At 69.7% G+C, this 23,684-nt stretch carries 19 protein-coding genes; 10 read left to right on the top strand and 9 right to left on the bottom strand.

Annotated elements, in window-relative coordinates:
- Nucleotides 1-14: 14 nt before the first annotated feature.
- The 3 genes from FB458_RS07630 to FB458_RS07620 all read right to left on the bottom strand — a co-directional run bounded on the left by FB458_RS07630 (nt 15) and on the right by FB458_RS07620 (nt 3,804).
- On the bottom strand, nt 15-1,379 hold the full coding sequence (locus FB458_RS07630; RefSeq protein WP_246061112.1) for a glutamine synthetase family protein: 1,365 nt from the start codon (nt 1,377-1,379) through the stop codon (nt 15-17).
- Nucleotides 1,380-1,425: 46 nt separating this feature from the next.
- Nucleotides 1,426-2,127, bottom strand: a complete 702-nt coding sequence (locus FB458_RS07625) for a FadR/GntR family transcriptional regulator (protein ID WP_246061111.1) — start codon at nt 2,125-2,127, stop codon at nt 1,426-1,428.
- Between the two features lie 81 nt (nt 2,128-2,208).
- The gene (locus FB458_RS07620) at nt 2,209-3,804 is read right to left on the bottom strand and encodes an amino acid permease (protein WP_141847965.1); all 1,596 of its coding nucleotides are present in this window, start codon (nt 3,802-3,804) and stop codon (nt 2,209-2,211) included.
- Between the two features lie 142 nt (nt 3,805-3,946).
- Between FB458_RS07620 and FB458_RS07615 the strand changes: the two genes are divergently transcribed.
- Nucleotides 3,947-5,077 (top strand): DNA glycosylase AlkZ-like family protein, encoded by a 1,131-nt coding sequence (locus tag FB458_RS07615; protein WP_141847964.1) that lies wholly within the window; start codon nt 3,947-3,949, stop codon nt 5,075-5,077.
- Nucleotides 5,078-5,688: 611 nt separating this feature from the next.
- On the opposite strand, the gene FB458_RS07610 is transcribed toward FB458_RS07615, so the two are convergent.
- The 3 genes from FB458_RS07610 to FB458_RS07600 are packed head-to-tail and all read right to left on the bottom strand — an operon-like array spanning nt 5,689 to nt 8,853.
- The gene (locus FB458_RS07610) at nt 5,689-6,639 is read right to left on the bottom strand and encodes a hypothetical protein (RefSeq protein WP_141847963.1); all 951 of its coding nucleotides are present in this window, start codon (nt 6,637-6,639) and stop codon (nt 5,689-5,691) included.
- The gene (locus FB458_RS07605) at nt 6,623-7,696 is read right to left on the bottom strand and encodes a DUF3696 domain-containing protein (protein ID WP_141847962.1); all 1,074 of its coding nucleotides are present in this window, start codon (nt 7,694-7,696) and stop codon (nt 6,623-6,625) included. Before FB458_RS07605 ends, FB458_RS07610 begins: the two co-directional genes overlap by 17 nt.
- On the bottom strand, nt 7,693-8,853 hold the full coding sequence (locus FB458_RS07600) for a DUF262 domain-containing protein (protein WP_141847961.1): 1,161 nt from the start codon (nt 8,851-8,853) through the stop codon (nt 7,693-7,695). The genes FB458_RS07605 and FB458_RS07600 overlap by 4 nt, the downstream gene beginning before the upstream one ends.
- Nucleotides 8,854-9,312: 459 nt before the next feature.
- Between FB458_RS07600 and FB458_RS07595 the strand changes: the two genes are divergently transcribed.
- From FB458_RS07595 to FB458_RS07565, 7 genes are all read left to right on the top strand, one after another.
- Entirely contained in the window at nt 9,313-9,957 is a 645-nt protein-coding gene (locus tag FB458_RS07595) for an MSMEG_1061 family FMN-dependent PPOX-type flavoprotein (protein WP_141847960.1), read from the top strand.
- A gap of 284 nt (nt 9,958-10,241) precedes the next feature.
- A complete protein-coding gene (locus FB458_RS07590) occupies nt 10,242-10,769 on the top strand; it encodes a hypothetical protein (RefSeq protein ID WP_141847959.1) in 528 nt (175 codons plus the stop codon).
- Nucleotides 10,770-12,250: 1,481 nt separating this feature from the next.
- Nucleotides 12,251-12,481, top strand: coding sequence for a hypothetical protein (locus tag FB458_RS07585; protein ID WP_141847958.1), 231 nt, complete (start codon nt 12,251-12,253; stop codon nt 12,479-12,481).
- A 126-nt stretch (nt 12,482-12,607) separates the two neighbouring features.
- Entirely contained in the window at nt 12,608-12,802 is a 195-nt protein-coding gene (locus FB458_RS07580) for a hypothetical protein (protein ID WP_141847957.1), read from the top strand.
- Between the two features lie 52 nt (nt 12,803-12,854).
- Nucleotides 12,855-13,970: an alanine dehydrogenase gene (gene ald, locus FB458_RS07575; RefSeq protein WP_141847956.1), complete on the top strand. Its 1,116-nt coding sequence runs from the start codon at nt 12,855-12,857 to the stop codon at nt 13,968-13,970.
- A gap of 113 nt (nt 13,971-14,083) precedes the next feature.
- Entirely contained in the window at nt 14,084-14,653 is a 570-nt protein-coding gene (locus FB458_RS07570; protein WP_141847955.1) for a hypothetical protein, read from the top strand.
- Nucleotides 14,654-14,737: 84 nt separating this feature from the next.
- Nucleotides 14,738-15,580: an Fpg/Nei family DNA glycosylase gene (locus tag FB458_RS07565; protein WP_141847954.1), complete on the top strand. Its 843-nt coding sequence runs from the start codon at nt 14,738-14,740 to the stop codon at nt 15,578-15,580.
- A gap of 10 nt (nt 15,581-15,590) precedes the next feature.
- On the opposite strand, the gene FB458_RS07560 is transcribed toward FB458_RS07565, so the two are convergent.
- Complete coding sequence (locus tag FB458_RS07560; protein ID WP_141847953.1) at nt 15,591-16,091, bottom strand: polyketide cyclase; 501 nt, start codon at nt 16,089-16,091, stop codon at nt 15,591-15,593.
- 38 nt (nt 16,092-16,129) lie between these two features.
- A complete protein-coding gene (locus FB458_RS07555; protein WP_141847952.1) occupies nt 16,130-17,617 on the bottom strand; it encodes a DEAD/DEAH box helicase in 1,488 nt (495 codons plus the stop codon).
- Between the two features lie 286 nt (nt 17,618-17,903).
- Between FB458_RS07555 and FB458_RS07550 the strand changes: the two genes are divergently transcribed.
- Nucleotides 17,904-18,797 carry a neutral zinc metallopeptidase gene (locus tag FB458_RS07550; RefSeq protein WP_170185594.1) on the top strand — a complete coding sequence of 298 codons (894 nt, stop codon included), beginning with the start codon at nt 17,904-17,906 and terminating at the stop codon, nt 18,795-18,797.
- A 144-nt stretch (nt 18,798-18,941) separates the two neighbouring features.
- Nucleotides 18,942-20,396 carry a hypothetical protein gene (locus FB458_RS07545; protein ID WP_141847950.1) on the top strand — a complete coding sequence of 485 codons (1,455 nt, stop codon included), beginning with the start codon at nt 18,942-18,944 and terminating at the stop codon, nt 20,394-20,396.
- Here FB458_RS07545 and FB458_RS07540 read toward each other — a convergent pair.
- Nucleotides 20,381-23,338: an AfsR/SARP family transcriptional regulator gene (locus FB458_RS07540; protein WP_141847949.1), complete on the bottom strand. Its 2,958-nt coding sequence runs from the start codon at nt 23,336-23,338 to the stop codon at nt 20,381-20,383. The two genes, FB458_RS07545 and FB458_RS07540, sit on opposite strands and share 16 nt — an antisense overlap.
- Between the last annotated feature and the right edge of the window lie 346 nt (nt 23,339-23,684).

The following is a 23,684-nucleotide window of genomic DNA, read 5'->3' as shown; positions in this document are numbered from 1 at the left end:
GCTCGTCGCGGGTCTCACATCCGCTCGAACCCGCGCCGCCGCTCCCAGTCGGTGACCGCCGCCCCGAAGGCGCTCAGCTCGACGTCGGCCATCGTCGCGTAGTGGTCGACGACGTCGTCACCCAGGGCGGCGCGGGCGACGGCGGACCCGGCGAAGGCGTCGCGGGCGTCGCGCAGGGTGCGCGGCACCTGGGCGCGGCCGGAGGTGTAGGCGTTGCCCTCGAGCGCCGGCTCGAGCGGCAGCTCGTGCTCGATGCCGTGCAGGCCGCCGGCGAGCATCGCGGCGATCGCCAGGTAGGGGTTGACGTCGCCGCCGGGCACCCGGTTCTCCAGCCGCGCGGACGGCCCGTGGCCGACGAGGCGGACGGCGCAGGTGCGGTTGTCCTCGCCCCAGGCGATCGTCGTCGGGGCGAACGAGCCGTCGGCGAACCGCTTGTAGGAGTTGACGTTCGGCGCGTAGAGCAGGGTGAGGTCGGCCATCGTCGCGAGCAGCCCGGCGACGAAGTGGTCGTAGAGGGCCGAGCGGGTGCCCTTCTCCTCGTCCCAGAAGACGAGGGATCCGTCCTTGCCGCGCAGCGAGAGGTGGATGTGGCACGAGTTGCCCTCGCGCTCGTCGTACTTGGCCATGAAGGTCAGCGCCTTGCCGTGCTGCGCCGCGACCTCCTTGGCGACGGTCTTGTAGACGGCGTGGTTGTCGGCGGTGACCATCGCCTCGTCGTAGAGGAAGCCGATCTCGTGCTGGCCGAGGTTGCACTCGCCCTTGGCTCCCTCGACCTGCATCCCGGCGGCGTACGTCGTGTTGCGGATCGCCCGCAGCACCGGCTCGACCCGCGACGTGCCGAGGATCGAGTAGTCGACGTTGTACTGGTTGGACGGGGTGAGGCCGCGGTAGTCGAGGTCGTGCGCGCGTTCGTAGGTGTCGTCGAAGAGGATGAACTCCAGCTCGGTGCCGGCCAGGGCGGTCCACCCGTGCTCGGCGACGCGGTCGAGCTGGCGGCGCAGGATCGTGCGCGGCGACTGCGGGACAGCCGTGCCGTCGAGCCACGTGAGGTCGCACTGGACCATCGCCGTCGCCGGGTGGTGCGGCAGCAGGCGCAGGGTGTGCATGTCGGGGACGAGCGCCATGTCGCCGTACCCCCGTTCCCAGGACGTGATCGCGTAGCCGGGGACGGTGTTCATGTCGACGTCGACGCCGAGCAGGTAGTTGCAGGCCTCGGTGCCGTGCGCGAGGGCCTCGTCGACGAAGTAGCGGCCGTGCAGCCGCTTGCCCTGGAGGCGGCCCTGCATGTCGGTGAGCGCGACGACGACGGTGTCGATGTCGCCGGAGTCGACGAGGTCGCGCAGGCGCTGCGTCGTCAGGTGGCGGTCGTTGCGGGTCACCGGGGTCCTCCTGCTGGTCGGGTGCGGGTCGTCGTACGGGCGGAGGTCATGAGGCGAGCAGCCCGCGCAGCAGCGCGGCGGTGTCGTCGCAGTGCCGTTCCATGGCGCGGCGGGCGGCGGCGGGGTCGCCCCGCAGGACGGCCCCGACGACGGCGCGGTGCTGGCGGTCGGAGTGCGCGATGTTGGCCTCCAGCACGGGGATCCGCAGCAGGAGCTCGTGCAGCCGGGCCTGCACCTCGGTGACGGCGGCGACGATCCGCGGGGAGCCGGTGACCCCGGCGATGGCCAGGTGCAGCCGCGAGTCGGCCTGCCGGTGCGCCCCGGGGTCGGGGGCCGACTCGACCTCGGTGAGCGAGGTGGTGAGCAGGAGCCGCTCGGACGCGGTGAGGGAGCGTCCGGCGGCGGCCCAGGCGGCGCCCGGCTCGACGACGCGGCGGAAGAGCAGCGAGTCGAGCAGCTCGGCGCGTCGTTCGCTCAGCTGCAAGGCGTCGTACGACGCCTCCACCGGCTCCTGCGGGCGGTAGGAGACGACCGTCCCACCCTGTCGCCCGCGCCGGGTGCGCACGAGACCGGCCTGGCGCAGGGCGGCGATCGCCTCGCGCAGCGTGGAGCGCGACACCCCGAGCCGCTCGGCGAGCTCGCGCTCGGGCGGGAGCATCGACGCCGGCGGGTAGACGCCGAGCCGGATCGCCGTGGCCAGCCGCTCGACGCAGCTCTCGAAGGCGTGGGCTGGGACCGGCCGGAGCACGAGGTCACCCAGCCCGCTCGGGGGGTCGGGATGGGGCTCGGGCTCCGGCCGGCGTCGTGGGGAGGACGGCATCGGCGCGGGTCAGCCGTCCTCGGACAGGATCTGCCGGCGGGCCTCCTCGTGGCCGGCCTCCTCGCCAAGGATGTCGTCGCGAGCCCGGGTGAGGTGCTCGTCCTTGCTGCCGTGCAGGAAGTGGGTGCGTCCGCCGGCGAACCACGAGCCGAGGGCGAAGAGCACGACGACGAGGACGGCGACCGGGGCGTAGTTGAAGGTCGCGTCGCCGAACGTGCCGGGGTAGTACTGCGGGAGCAGGAAGAGGACGACGACGATGGCGACCCACACGACGGCGACCCAGCCGACGGCGGCGCTCCAGCGGCCCAGGTGCCACGGGCCGTTGCGGAACTCCGGGTTGAGCCGGCGCAGCAGGACCGGGGTGGCGTAGGCGATGTAGAGACCGATGACGGCGATCGAGGTGACGGCGAAGAAGGCCGTTGTGCTGAACAGGGCCGGGATGGTCAGGACGATCGAGCAGCCGACGCAGAACCAGATCGAGTTGGTCGGGGTCCCGGTGCGGGGGTTGACCCGGGCCCACATCCGCGAGCCGGGCAGGGCGTTGTCGCGCGAGAAGGCGTAGGACATGCGGGAGTTCGCGGTCACCGAGGCCATCCCGCAGAAGAACTGCGCCACGCCGCAGATGAGCAGCATGAGGACGCCGAGGTTGTGCCCGGCCGCGTCGATGAAGATCTGCGCGGGCGGCAACCCGGTGTCAGTCTTGCGCTCGGCGGCGTAGTCCTGGATCGCCGCGGTGATGGTGACGAGCAGCAGGAAGCCGGCGATGATCGACACCCACACCGAGCGGATGATGCCCTTGGGCGCCTCGATCGCGGCGTTCTTCGTCTCCTCCGCGACGTGGGCCGAGGCGTCGTACCCGGTGAGGGTGTACTGCGTGAGCAGCAGACCGATGAGGAACGCGTAGATCGGCGAGGCGAAGCCGGTCTGGTTCTCGAAGTGGGTGAAGGTCCACGACAGGCTCTGGTGCCGGTCGGGGACGATCCACAGGATGCCGACGATGAGGGCGGTGCCGGCCAGGTGCCACCACGCCGAGATGTTCGACAGGAGCTTGACGAGGTCGACGTTGAGCGTGTTGAGCAGCCCGTGCAGGGCGATGATGACCAGGAAGGCGATGAACGTCCCCACCGGCGTCACCGTCAGCCCGAAGACGAGGTCGAGCAGCGCCATCCACGTGATCGCGGCGCCGTAGTCGATCGACGCGGTGACGGCGACCTCGCCGAGGAAGTTGAACCAGCCGACACCCCAGGCCCACTCGCGCTTGTGGCGGCGCGCGAGCTGGCCGGCCCAGTAGTAAAGGCCGCCGGCCGTCGGGTAGGCCGAGCAGATCTCGGCCATCGCGAGCGACACGGCGAGGACGAGCACGCCGACGATCAGCCAGCCGACGGTCATGACGACCGGTCCGCCGGCATCCATCGCGAGGTAGTACGTCGTGATGCAGCCGGACAGGATCGAGATGATGGAGAACGACACGGCGAAGTTCGAGAACCCCGACATGCCGCGGTGCAGCTCCTGCTTGTAGCCGAGCTCGGCGAGCCGGGCGGCGTCGGGATCGATGTCGTCCCGCGGGCCGAGCGGGCCCTGGTCGCGCTGGTCGGTGCTGGTCATTCGACGCTCCTCGGGGGAGTGAAGCGGAAACCCTGCCGGTGGGCGGGATCCTGTCGGAGGCCGACTCCCGCTGTCAATGGTGTGACCTCAGGCCATTTGATGACCGGAGGCCAAGGCGAGCCGACGGTGGCAGGGTGTGGCCATGGCGCCGCTCGTGCTCGACCGCCGCACCGCCCGCCGGGTCGCCCTCGCCGCGCAGGGTCTCACCTCAGCCCGGCCGGGCGACCTGCTCGAGGTCGTCGAGCGCGTCGGCGTCCTCAAGCTCGAGCCGACCGCGTACGTCGCCCCCAACGCCGACCTCGTCCCCTGGAGCCGGCTCGGGGCGTCGTACGACGTCCGCGAGCTGGACGCGCGGCTGGCCGACGGCTCGCTCGTCGAGCACCGCGGGGAGGTGCGGCCGGCGCGTGATCTGCCGCTGCTGCGTGCGGTGATGGCGGTGTGGCCCGGGGTGCCGCCGCTGCGTCCGTGGCAGGAGGACCTCGCCGACTGGGTCGCGGCGAACGACGTCGCGCGGCGCGAGGTGCTCGCCCGGCTCGAGCGGGAGGGGCCACTGCGCACCAGCGAGCTGCCCGACCTCACCGAGGTGCCGTGGCTCTCCACCGGGTGGACCCACGAGAAGAACCTCGCGCGGCTGCTCGACCTCATGACCTCGCGCGGCGAGGTCGCCCTCGCCGGCCGAGAGGGCGGCCAGCGGCTGTGGGATCTCGCCGAGCGGGTGCACCCGCTCGGGTCCCTCGACGTGCCCCCGTACGACGACGCGCTCCGGCTGCTGCAGGAGCGGCGGCTCCGCTCCCTCGGCATCGCGCGGGGCAACACGACCCCGTCCGCCGACCCGCTGCACGAGGTGGGGACCGCCGGGGTGGAGGCGGTTGTCGAGGGCGTGCGCGGGCGGTGGCGAGTGGACCCGTTGCTCCTCGATGAGCACGGCGTCACCCGCGGTCGCTGGCCGGGACGGACGGCGCTGCTCTCGCCGCTCGACCAACTCGTCTTCGACCGCAAGCGCCTGCTCGAGCTCTTCGGGTGGGACTACCAGCTGGAGATGTACAAGCCGGTGGCCAAGCGGCGCTGGGGCTACTTCGCCCTGCCCGTCCTGCACAGCGACGGCTTCGTCGGCAAGGCCGACGTCCAGGCCATCCAGGCGCAGGGCGTGCTGAGGGTGCACGCCCTGCACTGGGACCGAACGCCGACGACTGCCCTCGAGCGAGCGGTGCGCATGAAGGTCGCCGAACTCGCTTCCTGGCTTGAGCTAGGCGCCCGTTTCGGTGGATCCTGACGCACGGCGAAGGCGGCGCTCCCGGCGAGAGTGGAATCTTAGGCGTCGATAGCGTCTTGGGCAAATGGATCAGCCCGCCCAGCGACAATATCCGTCACTTCTAGGAGTCCGACCTGATTGCAAGGTCTCGGCCTACCGCGCCCTCGAGGACGGCCGCGACGGGCATGAGCCCGCTGATTCGGTGGTGTCGCGCGGCGGCTGCGAAGAACCGGTCCGCGACCCGTGCGCTGCCCGGCTTGCTCACGATCCCTGGGGTGGCCCTCGATGACGCTGCATATCACCGTGCGCCGCTATAGGTGCGCCGGCGGGCGGGCGCATGTGGCTCCGGGGCAGCTCGAGGGTCGCGCCGGCGCGCAGGCGAAGAGCTGTCGCCGTGGGTTGCAGTGGGCCCTGGAGGGGCTTGTCGTAGGGCACTGTCGGTATCGCTGATCGCGGTCGGCCTCGGCATCGTGTGACCCACCGCCAGACTCGGTTCTCGCCGAGGACCGTCGCGCACTGATCGCCCCACACCGCTTTAGCGGCGTCCAAGTGATCGGTGTCGACGAGCACGTGTGGTCCCACACCGGGCCGGCGACAAGTGCGTGACCGTCTTGATGCGGCTTATGCCCGCGCTAAGTCGAGAGGTGGTCAGTGAATATCCCGACGTAAACACGGTCGTCCTGCACCTTAAAGTGGACCCGGTTCTGGTGCGGCTCCAGCTTGGCATGCCACTCGCACATTACGATTCGACCATCGAAATCAACTTCCCGCTCGCGCATAGCCGCCGAATTGTTATGGGTATTGGGGCTCTCAAGTGAGCAGTCGACTCCAGCAAGTACCTTCATTCTGGCTGCGATTACATGCGACTGAACCTCTTCGCGCCAAACTGAAGGTGCATGGTCGTTCAAGCCTGCCAAGTTTTGAAGCAGAAGTCTGCGAGAAGTCTCTGCCGGACCGACGAAACGGCGGACCTGCCTCCATACGCCGGGAGCGAATGTTAATTGCGGAAAGGCCCAACAGGCCACCTCGTGAATTTCAATGTTTGGAGCCCGTTCCACATCCAGTGCGAACCGCCAAAAGTCTGGCACTTGGTCAGCTTGGACCAGAAATGGCGCCAAGATCGCGTCGCCCGCGCCATCACTGATCTCAACGTCGCCAATGCGGCCGCTTTGATTCGTCGTGACGCAACAAGCCGCTCGGCCACTCCGCCGCTTCTCCGCACAAATTGAGATTCCTGGCGAAATGCCAGTGGACTGGCCGTTGCAGATTGATGTCAAAGACGGATTCAGGGTCTCATCGTATTTTTGGATTTTATCGAAGCGTGCCCCAAGGAGGCGGCGAATATCACGGTCGATTTCCGAGGGGACGAAAAGTAGTGTAGCGAGCGTACGTCCCGATCTAGCTTGGATATCCCAGATACCGTCCCAAGCGAGTACCGTTCCCGAGCGCTCGACTTCATCAAGCAGGTCGATAAAGATCTCTAAGGTTGCCTGCAGGGACTCAGGGTGTTCATCGGTGAACGCGAACCCATCTTCGTCGAGAAAGAAGCGATCGGTCCCTGCCAAACTAGCCACGCCGAGCACGGGTCAACTCTCCAAGGTCAGTGTCTAACTGATCAAAAAACAACGGCGGCCAGTGATCTAGGCGTCCCTGGTCATCCATCGTGGGGAACGAGGCTCCTTCGGCACCAAAGAACACGAGACCGACCTCGGCGCTGGGCAAAACTTTGTTGATGGCGACGGCTCGCCGAATGCCGTTCAGCACATGCTCGCTATGTGTCTCTACAACAACCTGCACCCCCGATCCGGCAATGGTGGCCAGAAAAGCGCCGATAGAAGCTTGGGCTGAGGCATGCAAGTGCGCTTCAGGGGCATCAACTATCAGAAGACCGTTCTTTGGCGCAAGAAGGCCAGCAACTATGACAGGTAGTGTGTAACTGATTCCGAAGCCAGTATTGGTCGGGAGCAGCCATCGCCCCGACCCCCTAGGGCGAACATGCATGGTGACGACTCGAGTGCGAGGCACAAGTGCGGTTTCGATCTGAGTGGGTCCAACCACACTGCTCAGCCAGGCTTCGGTCTGAGCAGGAAGAGTAATGACATTGCCAGCGGACTCATGACGCCGAGCGGCCGACACCTGCATTTGAGCGTTCACAGCCAATGCATGCGCCACGAAACGCCCATCCTCGCCAACGGCCGTCCGGGCGTCCTCGACTGCCACGGTCTGGTGACTCGTGCGTGGACCTAGCCGCTCTGCGCTTAAATACGTCAGGGCCGAAGAGCCGAATGGCGCGGGCGGCACGGCCGGTCGGTTTAACACGTAAAGGTGGGGCAACTCCCTACCTGCGCCAACCTGGAATGTCCACCGATGGTCAAAACCGTCGCTGATATTGATTTCCACGTGGTCGCTGGTCGCCGCCTCGTGCAGTACGTCCTCTTCTTCTCCTAGATCCAACCCCGGCTCAGCGGTCAACGGCACCGTGGGCGCTTTCGAGAGCGAAGCCTGATGTGCAAGCAGCAATGACTGCGTTATCGTACTCTTGCCGCTCCCGTTAAGCCCAGTAAGAACCGTTAGGGAGCGCATCGGCATCTGAAAGTGTGCAAACTTCTTGAAAGCCACGAGCTCCAATGACTTAATCATGAAGCGAGCCTAGAGACGAGACGCCGCGGGACCATAAAGCGCATCTCAACTCGGCGAGCGTCCGAGGTCGAACTGCTGATGCTTGCGATGTAATTTGGATCAGAAGTCATCACTTCGCGCGCCTTGCGTACTATCGCGCTTGCGATCGGAGTCAAGCTTCTTTCATCATAATCCGCTAGAACCACGGCCCAACTTTCGAACAGTGCTCGGTTGATCGGCGAGTAGCGCTCTGACGTAGTCGGCCACTTACGAAATGCATGGCCGCCAAAGACTAGTGTGGCATTGTTCATGGCTAGCTCAAAGTCTTCGAAAAGAGCAGCCAGTTGGGAGTCTGACAAAGCAGCGTTGTCGTCTATCTGGCGTACCGCCCAATCAAGCAATCGTTCCAACGAACCGTATTCGTCGTAGTTGGAAATGTCTCCGAGCATGCGAAACGCGCAGAATCGTAAGGCAGCCTCACGATCTTGCATGCGCACATGGTCCTTGAGCACTCCACCGGTCGCTGTTTGGAATGCCTCGCTGGCCGCGCAGCGTTTGAGGAAGTCACGACTACGGGTGCGGCTCATACAGTGTCGGACTTCCATGGCGTTGAGGGGCTCGCCACCGGTGTTGATCCGCTTAAAGATGTCGTACTTGACCTCTTCGGGCGTCGAAGGATCGATAACGTGCACAACTATTTGCGCGTTGTGTAGGCGACGCTGCAGCGCAGGCTCCAGATCCGAGAACTTGCTCCCATCCTTTTCCAAGTACTCAAGATCATCGAGGGCAAACTCTTGCCCGCGGACAAATCCGTGTATAGTTGATAGCCGCTGGAGCCCGTCGACTACACGTAAGAGGCCGTCAGCATCCTCAGCAAAGTAGAAAGCCGGCAGTGGGATTTGCAAAAGAAGACTTTCGATGAGACGAGACTTTTGGCGCGCCTTCCATACGCGATTTCGCTGAAAGTCGGGCGCAAGCTCCAAGTCGTCAGCATCTATCATGTCTAGGACATTACGCAGCGAAAAGCTCTTCGTGGATACACGAATTTTTTCGGGATCCCAGGGCTCAATCTCGCGGGCCGGTGAGGCGTCGTCGTCAGTTGTTTCTAGCTCTACGCCGGTACCCTCGCCTGCAAATTGCTCCTCGACGATTGCGTCGGGCGCCGCTGAGTCAGTCATGAGCGAAGCGTAGAGCCTCGCGCCGAGATGAACCACCATGTGGTTCGTCGCACTGCTCCGTTGGACATGAGCGGCTCGACTTTGCGCCTGGACCGATCAGGACTTGAGGCAAATCATTGTCAGACTCGGGGCCGCCAGCGTAGGGGTGTGGGGGCGGACCGTTTCGGCGCTTAGCCGTCTGCCGTGTGCATGAGTGCCACGCCCTCGCCCTCGAGGACGCCGCGATCTGACGCACGACGATCGCACGCCGAGTTTGCGCCCTTCCCGCCTGTGGGTGGTCAACGCACATCGCGGGAGCGTTGGCATCACCGCACCCTTCAATGGGCTTCGAAAGGGACGGCATCCCGAAGGCTAATAGTCTCCGCGCTCGTCCTCTCGAGCCGAATCGAGCATCGCGGGGCAGCGCGAAATGCATCTCGCGGCCCATCTCAGCCGCGCCCGCGGTGAGAGGGTGTGACTATGAGCGACGAGACGCGGGTGACGACGCTGGAGCAGCTTGTGGACATCGTCGGCGAGCCGACGGAGCGGGCAGCGGGGAAGGTGCGCGACCGGCTCGACGAGGACGACCGCCGCTGGCTCGCCGCTGCGCGGCTGTGCTTCGTCGCGACCTCGGACGGCGAGGGGCACCTCGACGTCTCGCCGAAGGGCGACCCGGCCGGCTCGCTCGTCCACGTCCTCGACGACACGACGATCGCCCTCGCCGAGCGGCCGGGCAACCGCCGCGTCGACGGCTACCGCAACGTCCTGCTCCACCCCCGCGCCGGCATCGTCTTCGTCGTCCCCGGACGCTCGGACACGTTGCGCGTCAACGGCGCCGCCCGTCTCGTGGCCGACGCGCCGTGGTTCGACGACCTCGCCGTCGACGGGCGCCGGCCGGTGCTCGCGCTCGTCCTCGACGTCGAGGAGGTCTTCGGCCACTGCGCCAAGAGCTTCGCCCGGGGCAAGGTGTGGCACCCGCAGACCTGGGACCCGTTCGCCGCGACCGACGTCGGCTCGACCGCCCGCGCGCGACGCGCGGCCGGTGAGCCGCAGCCGGCTCGACCCGGGTCGGTGGAGGAGCTCGAGGCGAGCCAGCTGACGTCGTACGGGGCGCCCTTGTACTGACTCGCGCGACCCCGACGCTGAGGCGGGAGGTCCGACACGAGATCGGCGAACTTGAATCCTGACCCACGGGGCTCTGTCACTCACGACGCGGCTACTGGCGCGTCATCGGATGGCCATGGTCGATCACTTTGGCAGCCCCGAGCACGCTGTGTCGGACGCCTCAGGCCACCACGGTCGGGCTCAAGCCGCCAAGCACAAGGCCCCTCTCGACGACCGCGTGGGCATGGGGCACATGTTTCGAGTTCCTCGCCTGACGCATTGCAACTCTGTGGGAGGCTCTCGATATGAGTTCGGTGAGCGAGTGGTTTCCCTCAGACGGGATAGTCGAGCGTCTGGTTGGACGCCTGACGGAGGACACCCTGCCGCAGGTAGTGGTGCTGCCTTCAGAACGGCGCGACGGCATCGACCTGTACTCCGAGGCTGACCTGGGAGCGCTAAAGGTCTGCGTGAAGCCCGACTTCACCGTGGACTTCCTTGACGGGGCAGACGATCGTAGATTCTTGGCTGAGTACTCGGCGGATGTAGCTTTGGCAATCGCCGTCGGCGTGGCCTCGAATATCAGTAGCGCTGGCCTCCTCGGCCTCGCCAACTACGTAATCGAGCGCATCCGTGTTGCAAGAGCAGGGGGTACGTTGGCGGATGATGCCATTCTGGAAGTTCGGATAGCGAAGATTGAGAAAAATGACACCGATACTCGGATCGAGGGTGTGCAAATCAATGCGCGCGCCGAAGAAATAGCCAAAATTTTGCTTGAGACTCTAGGCGGCGTGGACAAATCGCGAAAACTGATTCGCGAAGTGGATGACATATGAGGGGTTCGGACCTACATGCATATAAAGGCTCTCGTTGCGCGAACCAACGTGGTGCTGCCTCCACCATCGGGTCCAGCTCGGATTCAACATTGCATCCATCAAGGTTTAGATGAACTGGTTAAGGCGCGCACAGCTATGTGGACTGCTGAACTAAAACTCAAGCGCGCACTAAGCGCTCCTGGCGTGGCGGGATTACTCCCAGACGGCAAGGCCCTTCTCGCCGGCCCCACGGGCGCATTTGTCCGACATGCCGGACGAAAGCGCGTGGAACAGTGGTTCTCTTTACGCGAGCGCGCCTTTGACCACTTCACGGATGAGTACCTTCGCCTAAATAGACAACCGTACGCTGACTTTTGTGCTGCAGGCATGCTAATCCAAGAAGTGCTCGCGGCGTCCGGCCGAGGGTACTTGTGGTTGATTGATGCAGCAATTGACGCGGACCCGCAGGCAAAGGTTTCTCTAGGGCATCAGGAACCCCTGCTTTTGGACCTCATTGACGAGATTCACACACTCCTTCATCGAAGCGGGGAAATTCGCGGGGGCTTATATGGATGCGAACTTAAGTACGATAAGGGCAGATGGTTCCAGGAGTGTCTGGTACATCTCCCGCATGTTCCGTTGGCCAACTCAATGGGGTTCACGTGCCGCTATATTTGCTCGATTTGTCAGGAGGATGCTTCAACTTGTCGTCACATTAGCGGACAGAACTACGATGTCCGTGTTGTCAAGGATGCACGCGGCGTCTGTAACGTGTGCCGATTCTCGACCGAAGGGTGCCAGCACACGCAAGGGCAGGTACTAAATGTTAGAGCAAGCGTGATGATCACAGATGTTGAACTTCGCGAGATTAGCCTCGTCAAGCGAGCTAGAGACCCATTGGCTCGGATTTCAGCAATTGAAAAGGATGCGTCAGAATTGTTGGCTCTGTTTGGTTATCCGCCAAGCCCTGACGATCTCGTGCTCTGCCATACTTGCATGTACCCATGCCAACATCGACGAACGCCGAATTTGCCTCAGAACTTTGTTACCTAGCGGAAGTTTCTCCGTTGTGGAAATGCCCCGCAGGGCAGGTAGAGGGTATAACCGAAATCAGGGTCAGAACGATAACCTGTGCATGCCGATCTCTACGCATGGCTGAACGGAGAACTCGACTCATCACTTCTCTGTGATAGTGATGTGCGGCTCTCCCGCATGCCATCTGTCGGCTGGATTCATTGAGAATCCCTCGACGAACACCGTTCCGCGCCTGACCCGACTCGCTTCAGAGGTCGCAGCGATCGCACGAGCTAGGGCTCGGGCATCCACTAGCGAACCTTCAAACTCAAGGGCGATTCGTCTGTCGGTCACGTCCGACATTTTAGAGGGACGTCAGTGATTACGCAGCAGTTTGGAAGTGTGATCAGTGTGCTGCTCGATGACTGCTGTAGTTTCGCCCGACGACCGAGTCTCGCCGCGCGAGGACGCTGAGCTAATGTCCATGCATGGCCGAGGAACAACGGTGGGGCGAGGAGTGGAAGCCCGGGATGCGCGTCCGTGTATTTAACCGCTATGAGACGCCGGGGCAGATGCGGAACGGCGTCGTAGTCAATCGCAGCTGGGGCCGAGACAAGGGCAGGCCCATCTACTGGTTCGAGGTTCGCATGGATGGCGTCGACGGCACGTGGGTCTTCGGCCCAGGCGCCCTGCTCCAGCCGTTATTGGGCGAGAATTGATTAGCCGGACGATGGGTCCGCGCGTCTAGGCAGACGGCCCACCTCGTAGCGAGGCTTAAGGGCTCCATGTGTTTGTGATGGTCCACCCGGCCGGCTGGCGTGTCGCCAGTGCTAGGTCGATGGCTGGTGCTCGTCCTCGACGTCGAGGAGGTCTACGACCACTGCGCGAAGAGCTTCGCCCGCAGCAAGGTGTGGCACCCGCAGACCTGGGACCCGTTCGCCGCGACCGACGTCGGCTCGACCCGGGTCGGTGGAGGAGCTCGAGGCGAGCCAGCTGACGTCGTACGGGGTGCCCATGTACTGACCCGCGCGCGGGTCTAAATTCGAGGCGGAGCCCGCGACCCGGGCCGACACCGTCGTCGAAGGAGACACCGTGCGCATCGGCGTGCCCACCGAAGTGAAGAACCGCGAGTACCGCGTCGCCCTCACCCCGATCGGAGCGCACGAGCTCGTCGCGCACGGCCACGAGGTGCTCGTCCAGAAGGGCGCCGGTCTCGGCTCCCAGGTGACCGACGAGGAGTACGTCGCCGCCGGCGCGCGCATCGTCGACACCGCCGACGACGTGTGGGGCGACGCCGACACCGTCCTCAAGGTCAAGGAGCCGGTGGAGGAGGAGTATCACCGGCTGCGCGAGGGTCTGACCCTCTTCACCTACCTGCACCTGGCCGCCGACCCGCGCCTGACCCGCGAGCTGCTCGACAAGAAGGTCACCGGGATCGCCTACGAGACGGTGCAGCTGCCGTCCGGCGGGCTGCCGCTGCTCTACCCGATGTCCGAGGTCGCCGGGTGCCTCGCGCCGCAGGTCGGCGCCTACCAGCTGATGAAGGCCCAGGGCGGCCGCGGCGTCCTCATGGGCGGCGTCGGCGGCGTCGCCAACGCCAAGGTCGTCATCATCGGCGCCGGCGTCTCCGGCCAGAACGCGGCGAACATCGCGCTCGGCATGGGCGCCGACGTCACCCTGCTCGACACCGACCTCGACAAGCTGCGGATGTCGTTCTGGCGCTACAACAACCGCGTCCACGGCCTTGCCTCGTCGAGCTTGGCGATCCGCCAGCAGGTCATGGAGGCAGACATGGTCATCGGCGCCGTCCTCATCCCCGGCGCGGCCGCCCCGAAGCTCGTCAGCAACGAGCTCGTCTCGCAGATGAAGGAGGGCTCGGTCCTCGTCGACATCGCCGTCGACCAGGGCGGCTGCTTCGAGGACACCCACGCGACGACGCACGACGACCCGACCTACCAGGTGCACGGCTCGACGTTCTACTGCGTGGCCAACATGCCCGGCGCCGTGCCCAACACGTCGACGTACGCCCTGACCAACGCGACCCTCCCCTACGTCGTCGCGCTGGCCGACCGCGGCTGGCAGGACGCCTGCCGCCGCGACCGGTCGCTCGCGCACGGGCTCAACACGCACGGCGGGCACCTGACCAACGGCCCCGTCGGTGAGGCCGTCGGCATCCAGGCCGTCGGGCTCGAGGACGTCCTGGGCTGAGCCCAGCGCGCGACATCGGGGGCGGGTCCCCGGCTCTGAAGAACCTCTGAAGGGCTCGGGACCACGCTGCTCCCATCGGCCCCGCCGGGGCCGCCCGAGCCGAGGAGCCCCCGATGTCGCAGTCCACCCGCACCCTCCGTCCCCGCGTCCGTACGGCGACCCGCGCCGCCGCCGTCGTCCTGGCCGCCGCAGGCCTCGGCGTCGCCGGCACCGCCTCGTCGCAGGCCTACACGTGGAGCGGCCGCACCAACGTCCCCGTCATGCCGACCGTCTACGGCGTGCAGGGCAGCCACTACGACACCGGCTCGGCCGTGACCGGCCCGATGTGGCGCCAGTGGCTCTTCCAGAGCGGACCGGTCGCCCAGCGCACCGCGTCGGGCACGCAGACGGTCAAGGTGACCTACCACGTGTACCGCTGGAACGGCAGCGCGTGGGCCGCCTACGCCAACGTCTCCGGGTCCGCGACGATCGGCTCGAGCGTCGTCTCGGCGAAGCTGCCCAACCTCAGCTACCTGCCGAACGCCGGCTCCGGCTACTACTCGGTCGGGCTGTCGATGGTGTGGACCTCGGCCATCGGCGGGGTCCAGGGCAGCGTCGAGGTCGGCATGACCCAGTCGGGCGACTACAGCTGCGCGACCACGCGGCCGTGCACGGCCGGCGCCGGGTGGGTCTACCTCGGGTGACGGGACGACTGCGAGCCCCCCACGGCGGCGGTTAGCGTCGTGAGGTGACCTGCTCGGCCGCCCGTACGACGACCCCGCCCGGCCGTGCCTGAGGGCCACACCGTCCACCGGCTCGCGCGCTCGATGACCCGCTGGTTCGGCGGCCACGAGGTCGCCTCGAGCAGCCCGCAGGGCCGGTTCACCGCGGGCGCCGACCGGCTCGACGGGCTCGTGCTGCGACGTGGGGAGGCCTGGGGCAAGCACCTGCTCGTGCGCTTCGACGACCTCGAGGAGCGGGTGCACGTGCACCTCGGGCTCTACGGCAAGGTCGGCTACCGGACCCGCGAGGCCGGTGACCCCGTGCCGGAGCCGGTGGGTCAGGTGCGCTGGCGGCTGGTCAGCGAGTCTGGTCTCGCCGACCTGCGCGGGCCGACCGCCTGCGAGCTGCTCGCGCCGGAGGCGGTCGCCGCGCTGCTCGACCGCCTCGGCCCCGACCCGCTGCGCGCCGACGCCGAGCCGGAGCGTGCCTGGGAACGCATCCACCGTTCACGCTCGGCGGTCGCCACCTTGCTCATGGACCAGTCGATCGTCGCCGGCATCGGCAACGTCTACCGCGCCGAGATCCTCTTCCGGCACGGTGTCGACCCGGCCCTGCCGGGCAAGGCGCTGGACAAGGAGACGTGGGACGCGATGTGGGCGGACCTCGTCGCGCTCATGGCCATCGGCGTCCGGCGCGGGCGGATCGAGACCCTCCGCGACGAGGACAAGCCCGCCGGCGCGGCACGGCGGGCGCCGGGTGAGCGACGGCGCGACAGCCGCTACTACGTCTACCGTCGCGACGGCCTCGCGTGCCGGCTCTGCGGGACGACGGTCCGCACCCGCGAGCTCGCCGGTCGGAACCTGTTCTGGTGCCCCGGCTGCCAGCCCGAGGGCGCGGTCGCCGCCTGACGGGCTGAGGTCAGCGTCCCTCGGCGAGGTCGCGCCAGGTGAGCAGCTGCTTGCGGGCCATGACGAGGTCGCCGAGCGTGACGAGCACGGCGACCGGGCGTGAGGTTTCCATGACGACCTTGAGCAGCAGCCGGCTGCGGCCGGGCCGGCCCGGGACGGGCGCGACGACGTACGTCATCACCGCGCCGAGCACCTCGCCGGTGAGGCTGCGCCCGGGCTCGACCGCGAGCAGCCGACCGATGGGCCGGCCGCGGGTCGACGTGAACGGGTCGCCGACCTTCGGCTCGGGCAGGTCGAGCAGCCGCCGCGGGGAGCGGCGGCCGCCGTTGTCGACCCAGTCGTAGGAATAGGGCGCGACGCGCAGCTGCGCGACCCACGGCCACACCCGCTCGGGTGGGGCCGCGACGTCGACGCCGCGCCAGGCCTGCAGCGCGGGTCGGGTCACGAGGTCGTCGCAGGGGTACGGCGCCGCCACCTCCGCGTCGCTGACGCCCCACCGGTCGCCGATCACGGCACCGATCGTGTCACGCCCCGGAGGGCGCGTCAGGCTCAGCGCGAGCGACGGCTCCGCGACGACGAGAACGCCGCCGCACCACCGGTGGACCCGGCCGGCGCGGCGCCGGAGCGCTGACCCGGACGCGACTGGCCGCCGCCGCGGGGAGCCCCGCCGCGCGAACCGGTCGACGTGGAGTAGACGGACGCCGACCCGGAGCCGGAACGGGAGCCACCACGGCGACCACGCGACGAGGCGGAGCCGGCAGCACCGTTGGACGAGGGCGACGCGCCGCCACGGACCCCGCCACGGGACCCGCGACCACGGCCACCCCCGCCACCCGACGGCGCGGCCGCGACGACCGGGGCCGGCTCGACGAACGCGGCCTGCGGACCCGCGAGCTCCTCGAGCACCGGGTGGGCGACCGTGACGTCGGCGAGGCGCGGCTTGATGCCGGCCTTGCGCATCATCTGGGTGACGTCGCGGTGCTCGTCGCGGGTGCTGACGGTGACGACGACGCCCTCGTTGCCGGCGCGCGCCGTACGGCCGGAGCGGTGCAGGTAGGCCTTGTGCTCGGTCGGCGGGTCGACGTGGACGACGAGCGCGACGTCGTCGACGTGGATGCCGCGCGCGGCGATGTCGGTGGCGACGAGGACGCGGGTCTCGCCCGAGCCGAAGGCGGCGAGGTTGCGCTGGCGGGCGGCCTGCGACAGGTTGCCGTGCAGGTCGACCGCGGGGATGCCCGCCGCGGTGAGCTCCTTGGCCAGCTTCTTCGCGCGGTGCTTGGTGCGGGTGAAGGCGACCGTGCGGCCCTGGCCGCCGACGAGGCGCTGGACGACGCCGGCCTTGCCGTCGGCGGTGACCTGGAGCAGGTGGTGCGTCATCGCCGGGACGGGCGACGCGGCGCTGTCGACCGAGTGCGTGACCGGCTGGTGCAGGAAGCGCTTGACGACCTGGTCGACCGCCTGGTCGAGGGTCGCGGAGAAGAGCAGGCGCTGGCCGTCCGCCGGGGTGGCGGTCAGCAGGCGCCGTACGGCGGGCAGGAAGCCGAGGTCGGACAGGTGGTCGGCCTCGTCAAGGACGGTGACCTCGACCTGGTCGAGCCGGCAGTGGCCCTGGGCGATGAGGTCCTCGAGGCGGCCGGGGGTCGCGACGACGACGTCGACGCCGCGCTTGAGGGCCGAGACCTGCGGGCCCTGGCCGACGCCGCCGAAGATCGTCATCGTCCGCAGGCCCATGGCCGTCGCGAGCGGGGTGATGGTGGCCTGCACCTGCACCGCGAGCTCGCGGGTCGGCACGAGCAGGAGCGCGCGGGGGCGGCCGGGGGTGCGCGGCCGGCGCGACTTCGCCAGGGCGGCGACCGTCGGCACGGCGAAGGCGACGGTCTTGCCGCTGCCGGTGCGGCCGCGGCCGAGCACGTCGCGGCCGGCGAGGGCGTCGGCCATCGTGGCGGCCTGGATGGGGAACGGGGCGGTGATGCCGTCGGCGGCGAGCGCCTGAACGATGGGGGCGGGCACGCCGAGGTCGGCGAACGTCGTGGACACAGGAGTCCTTCACTGGTGGACGAGGGTGGCCGCAGGTGCCGGAACCGCTCGAGTCCGTCAGGACGAGGAGGGGAAGCGCCGCGCGTCGATGTCGCGGCGAAGCAGTCGACCGGTCGGCGCGCCGACGGCGCACACGACCCGATCAGGATATCTCGTCTCGCGACGCGCCCCGACCACCCCCGTCGCCGTCGCCGCCCCAGGGCCGTCTGAAGGATCGCTGAAGGGCTCCTCAGCAGGCTGGTCGCAGACGGCCCGCCGGGCCGACCGAGCCCCGCAGGAGACCCCGATGTCGACCGCCACCCGCCCCCTTTCCACCCGCCGCCCCCGCCGCCTCGCGCGGGCGCTCGCCGGCGTCGCCGCGCTCGCCTCCGTCGCCACCGGCGTCGTCGCGACCAGCGCCCCCGCCCACGCCCTCAACCCGGCGCAGACGCAGTACTCCGGCGTCGTCAACCTGCTGGGCTTCAACCAGAGCGGGTCGATCGCGACCTTCTGGTCGACGACGATGAGCGCCTGGGGCGCCCGCTACGCCAAGCCCCGTCTCGTCTACTACCGCACCTCGACGGTCGGCCTCATCTCCACCCCGTGCGGGACGGCCCTGGCCAACAACTCCTTCTACTGCAGCACCGACAACACGATCTACCTCGACTACACGTGGAACCAGCAGAACACGACGCGGTACGGCGACTTCGGGTCCGGCGGGATCCTCGCCCACGAGTGGGGGCACGCGGTCGACGCCTGGCTCGGCTACGCCTACGTCGGCTACAGCAGCGAGTACCACGCCGACTGCCTGGCCGGGATGTACGCCCGCTACGGCTACGCCACCGGCCGGCTCGTCGGCTCCGACTACTCGGAGATGTGGAACTGGCTCTACTCGCAGCCCTACGGCGACGGCAGCCACGGCACCGGCGCGATGCGGGCCGACTGGTACCGCTACGGCTACCAGGCGTACAGCCTGGCCGCCTGCAACCAGGCCTACAGCGCGACGGCGAAGGCCGCGGACGCCACGACCCGGACGTCGTACGGCGTCGTCGGTGTCTCGACCGGCGCTCCCGTCTCGACCCAGGCTCCAGCCGGGGCCGACCGGCGCCCCGTCGTCGACCTGTCCACCGCGCTCCCGAGCCGGCTGATGCCCGCCCGGACCACGGGGCTCCGCGTCCCTTCCACCTCCGCCGTGGGCTGATCCGGCGGCGCGGCCAGGCCTCCCCCTGGGAGGCCGCTGGGTGCTGGCCGCATGCTGCCGGGGCGGATCGCCCGGGATCCGCCCCGGCAGTCCCTCTCCTCCTCCTACCGTGTCCCGATCCCGCCCTCGCAGAAGAGGTCCGCAATGTCCCGTCGTACCGCCGCCTCCGTCGTCACCGCCCTCGGTGGCGCCCTCGTCCTCGCCACCGCACTGTCCGCCGCGGCCCCCCCTGCCTCGGCGGCGGGACCGGCCGTCTGCCCCGGCTCCGTGTTCGTCTGGGACGGCGCGGCGGGCGACCCCGCCGGTCAGGTCGGCGACGGCGTCTCGTGGGACGACCCCTTCAACTGGGACACGGACTGCGTTCCTGGGCAACGGTTCGACACCCCGTACGACGACGACGTCACCATCCCGGCCGGCGCCACCGTGCGCCTGCGGGCGGGACGGTCCGCCGACCTGCTCCACCTGCACAACGCCGGCGCGGTCGTCGTCCAGCCGGGCGGCTGGCTGGTGCTGCACGGCACCTCGCAGAGCGCGGACCTCACCCTCCAGGGCGGCCTCGGCGGCGAGGGCGTGCTCACGGTCACCCGCAAGCTGGCCTGGGTCTCGACGGCCAGGGGCGCGGCGACCCAGACGACGCGACGCTGCGAGCTGCCCGAGGTGGACTGCAGCTCGCCGGTGCCCGCCCAGCCCGGCCGGACCGTCGTCGCGCCCGGCGCCACGGTCAGCGTGAGCGGTCGCGGGGTCAACCTCTCCGACGGCCGGGTGCTCGAGAACCACGGCAAGGTGACGATCAGCAACGCCGGGTACGTCGCCGCCGACCGCGGGACCGCGCTGCTCAACCTGCGCGACGCCGGCGGCACCGGGCAGCTCGTTCTCCAGAACGACGGCGGCGTCTACCAGGGGCTGCTCACCCCGGGGCTGCCCCTCGCGCTCGTCGTCAACACCGGGCGGATCCTCAAGTCCGGCGGCACGGGGACGAGCATCATCGACGCCGACTACCGCGCCACCGACCCCGGCAGCGCGTTCACCGGGACGGTCGTCGTGAGGACCGGCACGATCAGCATCGTCGGCTCGACCGCGGGATCCGGAGCGGTCACCGCGACCGTCAAGCAGGGGGCCGGTCTCGCGACGGGCAGCTGCACGGGGTCGGTGTCGGGAGGGAGCAGCGCCGGGTGCACGACCCCGGTGGCGACGGCCGACAACCCGCAGGCCACCGACGTCGAGCTCACCCGCCCCGGCTCGACGAGCACGTCCGTGACCATCGAGGAGATGACGGGCGAGGCCAACCCCGGCGGCCTCGGCGTCCCGGTGCGGATCGAGACGCCGGCGGCCGTGGCCACCGCCGCCGAGCCGCTCGTCTTCGTCCTGCGCGTCGACGGCACGCTGCTCGGCGGGCAGGATCCCGCCGTCGCGGCGGCCACCCGCCCGGTCCAGCGCAAGCCCGACGGGGGGACCTACGCCACCCTGCCCGCCTGCGCGTCGTCGCCGCTCGGCGGTGCCACGATCGCCTGCGTCGACCGGGCCGCGAGCGGGGCCGACGGCGACGACGCCGTCCTCGTCGTGCGCAGCCTCGGCAACAGCCGCTACCGGATCGGCTGAGCCTCCGCCGTCGCCAGCGCGAGGAGCGAGGCCGCGTCGAGCGCGGCGCCGGCGCTCGCGAGGGCGTCGTACGTCGGGCCGCCGAGGCGGTCGCGCACCTGCGTGCGGTGGGCCTCCAGGTCGGGCTCGAGCTCGACCGCGGAGACGCCCGCGGCGTCGCGCATCCGCCGCGCGGCGCCGTACAGCCGCGCGGCGCGGACGTCGTCTCCCTCGGCGGCGGCGACCCCGGCGAGGGCGACGACGCACTGCGCGGTCTCGAAGCCCTGGCCCAGGTCGACCGACAGGTCGAGCGCCTCGCGCAGCCGCTCCCGCGCCGTGGTCGGGTCCCCGGTGAGCAGCGCCACCCGACCGAGGGTCAGCAGGACGTCGCGGGTGACCAGCCGCGCGACCTGGCGGGCGATGTCCAGGGCCTCGCGGGCGAGGAGCCCGGCCCGCTCGACGTCCCCGTCCGCCAGGGCCACCTCGGCGAGGTTGCCCAGGGTCTCGGCGATGCGGCGCGCGTCGCCGCGGGCCCGGACCAGCTCGAGACGGCGCTCGTAGAGCGAGCGCTCGGCGTCGAGGTCGCCGCGCGAGGCCGCCACGACCGCGGCGAGCGACAGCGCGAGGACCCGTGGCTCGTAGAGCCCGTGACGGTCGCCGATGGCGAGGGCCTCGGCGGCGAGCGCGTCGGCCTCGTCGAGCCGCTCCTGCCCGACGAGCAGAGCGCCGCGGTACGCCGTCGCCGCCCCCTCCACGCCGGGGTCGGACGCCGCCCGGGCCGCCTCGACCGCGCGGACGAGCTCCCGCTCGGCGGTGTCCCGGTCGTCCTGGAAGTAGGCGAGCGCCCCGCGGGCCAGCGCCGTCGACGCCTGCTCGGGGTCGCCGGGCCGCAGGCGGGGGACGACCCGGTCGAGCCACTCGCGGGCCTCGGTGAGCCGGCCCGAGACGAGCCAGTAGAACCGCAGCGCCGCGGCGACGCGCGCCGCTCGGCGGGGGTCGTGCTCGCTCGCCCGGTCGAGGACGCCACGGATGTCGGGCAGCTCCTCGGTGAGCTCGGCGACGCAGCGGTGGGCCTCGGGACCGTCGGCGTCGGCGACGAGCCGCTGCACCAACCGCTCGACCCGGGTCGCCTGCGCGGCGTGCACCCGGTCGGCGTCCGGGCTCGCGTCGAGGCGCTCTGCGGCGTAGGCGCGCACGGTCCCGGGCAGGACGAACCGCAGGCCGGAGTCGCTCGGCCGGGAGCGGACCAGGTGCCCCTCGACGAGGGCGGCGACGTCGTCGACGACGTCCGGACCGCAGACCTCCTCGGCCGAGGCGAGGGTGAAGGTCCCACGGAACACACCCAGCCGGGCCAGGGTCCGCTGCTGCGCCGGGGTGAGCAGGTCGTGGCTCCAGTCCAGGGTGGCCCGCAGCGTGCGGTGCCGCGCCGGGAGGTCGCCGGCGCCGCCGGTGAGCACCGACAGCGCCCGGTCGAGCCGGGCCGCCAGGGACGTCAGGTCGAGCACCCGCAGCCGCGCGGCGGCGAGCTCGAGGGCCAGGGGGAGCCCGTCGAGCGCGGTGCAGATTTCCGTCACCGGCCCGGCCGTCGAGGCGTCCAGCCGGAAGTCGGGGCGGGCCGTGCGGGCCCGGGCCGCGAAGAGGGCGACCGCCGGGGCAGCGGCGACGGCGTCCGTCCCCGCGCCGGCGTGCGGCAGGGCGAGCGGCTCGACCGGGCGCTCCTGCTCGCCGCGCACCCGCAGCGGGGCCCGGCTGGTGGCGAGGACGGCGACCCCGGTGGCGGCCGCGAGCAGCCGGCCGACCGCGGCGCCGGCACCGGTCACCTGCTCGCAGTTGTCGAGCACGAGCAGGGTGGGGCGGCCCTCGGTCGCCGCGGCGACGGACGGGACGGGGTCGTCGCCGGACAGTCCGAGACCGAGGTCGGCGGCCACGGCGGCCAGCAGCTGGTCCCCGTCGGCGACGGTGTCGAGGCCCACGAACCGCACCTGCCGTACGGCGTCCCCCGCCGTCGTGTGGGAGGTCGCGGCCGCCAGCCGGTGCGCCACCTCGAGCGCGAGCCGGGTCTTGCCCACCCCGCCCGGGCCGGTGAGGGTGACGAGGCGGGCGCCGTCCTCGAGCAGCCGCCCGACCTCCCCGGCCTCCTCCTCGCGGCCGACGAGCTCGGTCGCGGGCGTCGGCAGCGACACCGGGGGACGGCGCGCGCCCGGCGCCTCCAGCCCGGGGTCCTGGCCGAGGATGCGCCGCTCGAGGTCGCGCAGCGCGGGTCCGGGGTCCAGGCCGACCTCGTCGGCGAGCACCGACCGGGCCCGGGCGAAGGTGCGCAGGGCGTCCGCCTGCCGACCCGAGCGGTAGAGCGCGAGCATGAGCGCGCCCCAGAGGCGCTCGCGCAGCGGGTCGGCCCGCGTGGCGGCCTCGAGCTCGGCGACGAGCTCGGCGTGCCGCCCGGCCGCGAGGTCCGCCTCGGCGCGGTCCTCGAGCAGGGCGGCCCGCAGCTCGTCGTACCGGACCACCTCGGGGCCGGCGAAGGGTTCGCCGGCGAGGTCGCCCAGCGTCGGCCCGCGCCAGAGGGCGAGGGCGTCGCGCAGGTGCCGCGCCGCCCGGTCGTGGTCGTCGGCCGCGGTCGCGGCCCGCGCGGCGGCGACGTGGGCGTCGAGGCGGTCGAGGTCGCGCGCACCCGGGGGCAGGTCGAGGACGTAGCCAGGGGCCCGCGCCGTGAGCAGCCCGGGCGCGCCGGCGTCGGCGAGCAGCCGCCGCAGGGTGGAGACGTACACCTGCAGGGTCGCGCCGGCCCGGTCGCCGGCCGCCTCCCCCCACACCCCGTCGACGAGGCGGGGGACGGCGACGGCGTGACCGGGCGACAGGGCGAGCACGGCCAGGACCGATCGCTGCTTACGACCACCGAGCCGCACCGGGACCCCGTCGACGAGCACCTCGAGGGCGCCGAGCACGCGGACCTCGATGTCCACGGGTCCTCCCCTCGATCACGTGCACCGGTCTGGCGTCGAGCGTCCCCCGCGGGGAGGATAGGCGCGGCGGGAGGTCGGCCGCAGCGGGTTCTGAAGGACGGCTGAACCGGGGGCGGCGAGCCTGGGCGCATGCCCACCACGAGGACGACCCTGCTGGTCCGCCGACTCCTCACCCACGCGCTCCTGCCGCGCGCCGGCGAGCCCGCTCGACCAGGGGTGCCATGAGGGTGAGTCCCGACGCACGCGCCCGGGTCGCTCGGCTGTCAATCGGGCTCCCGCGGGGTGATCCCACGCTCACCGACTCCTCCCGCCGGGGCCATTGACAGCCGGGCGGTCCGTCCGCATC

The organism is Lapillicoccus jejuensis, from assembly GCF_006715055.1.
Classification (GTDB): domain Bacteria; phylum Actinomycetota; class Actinomycetes; order Actinomycetales; family Dermatophilaceae; genus Lapillicoccus; species Lapillicoccus jejuensis.
The sequence above is the reverse complement of the archived record's forward strand: the minus strand, read 5'-3'. Positions and strand labels throughout refer to the sequence as shown.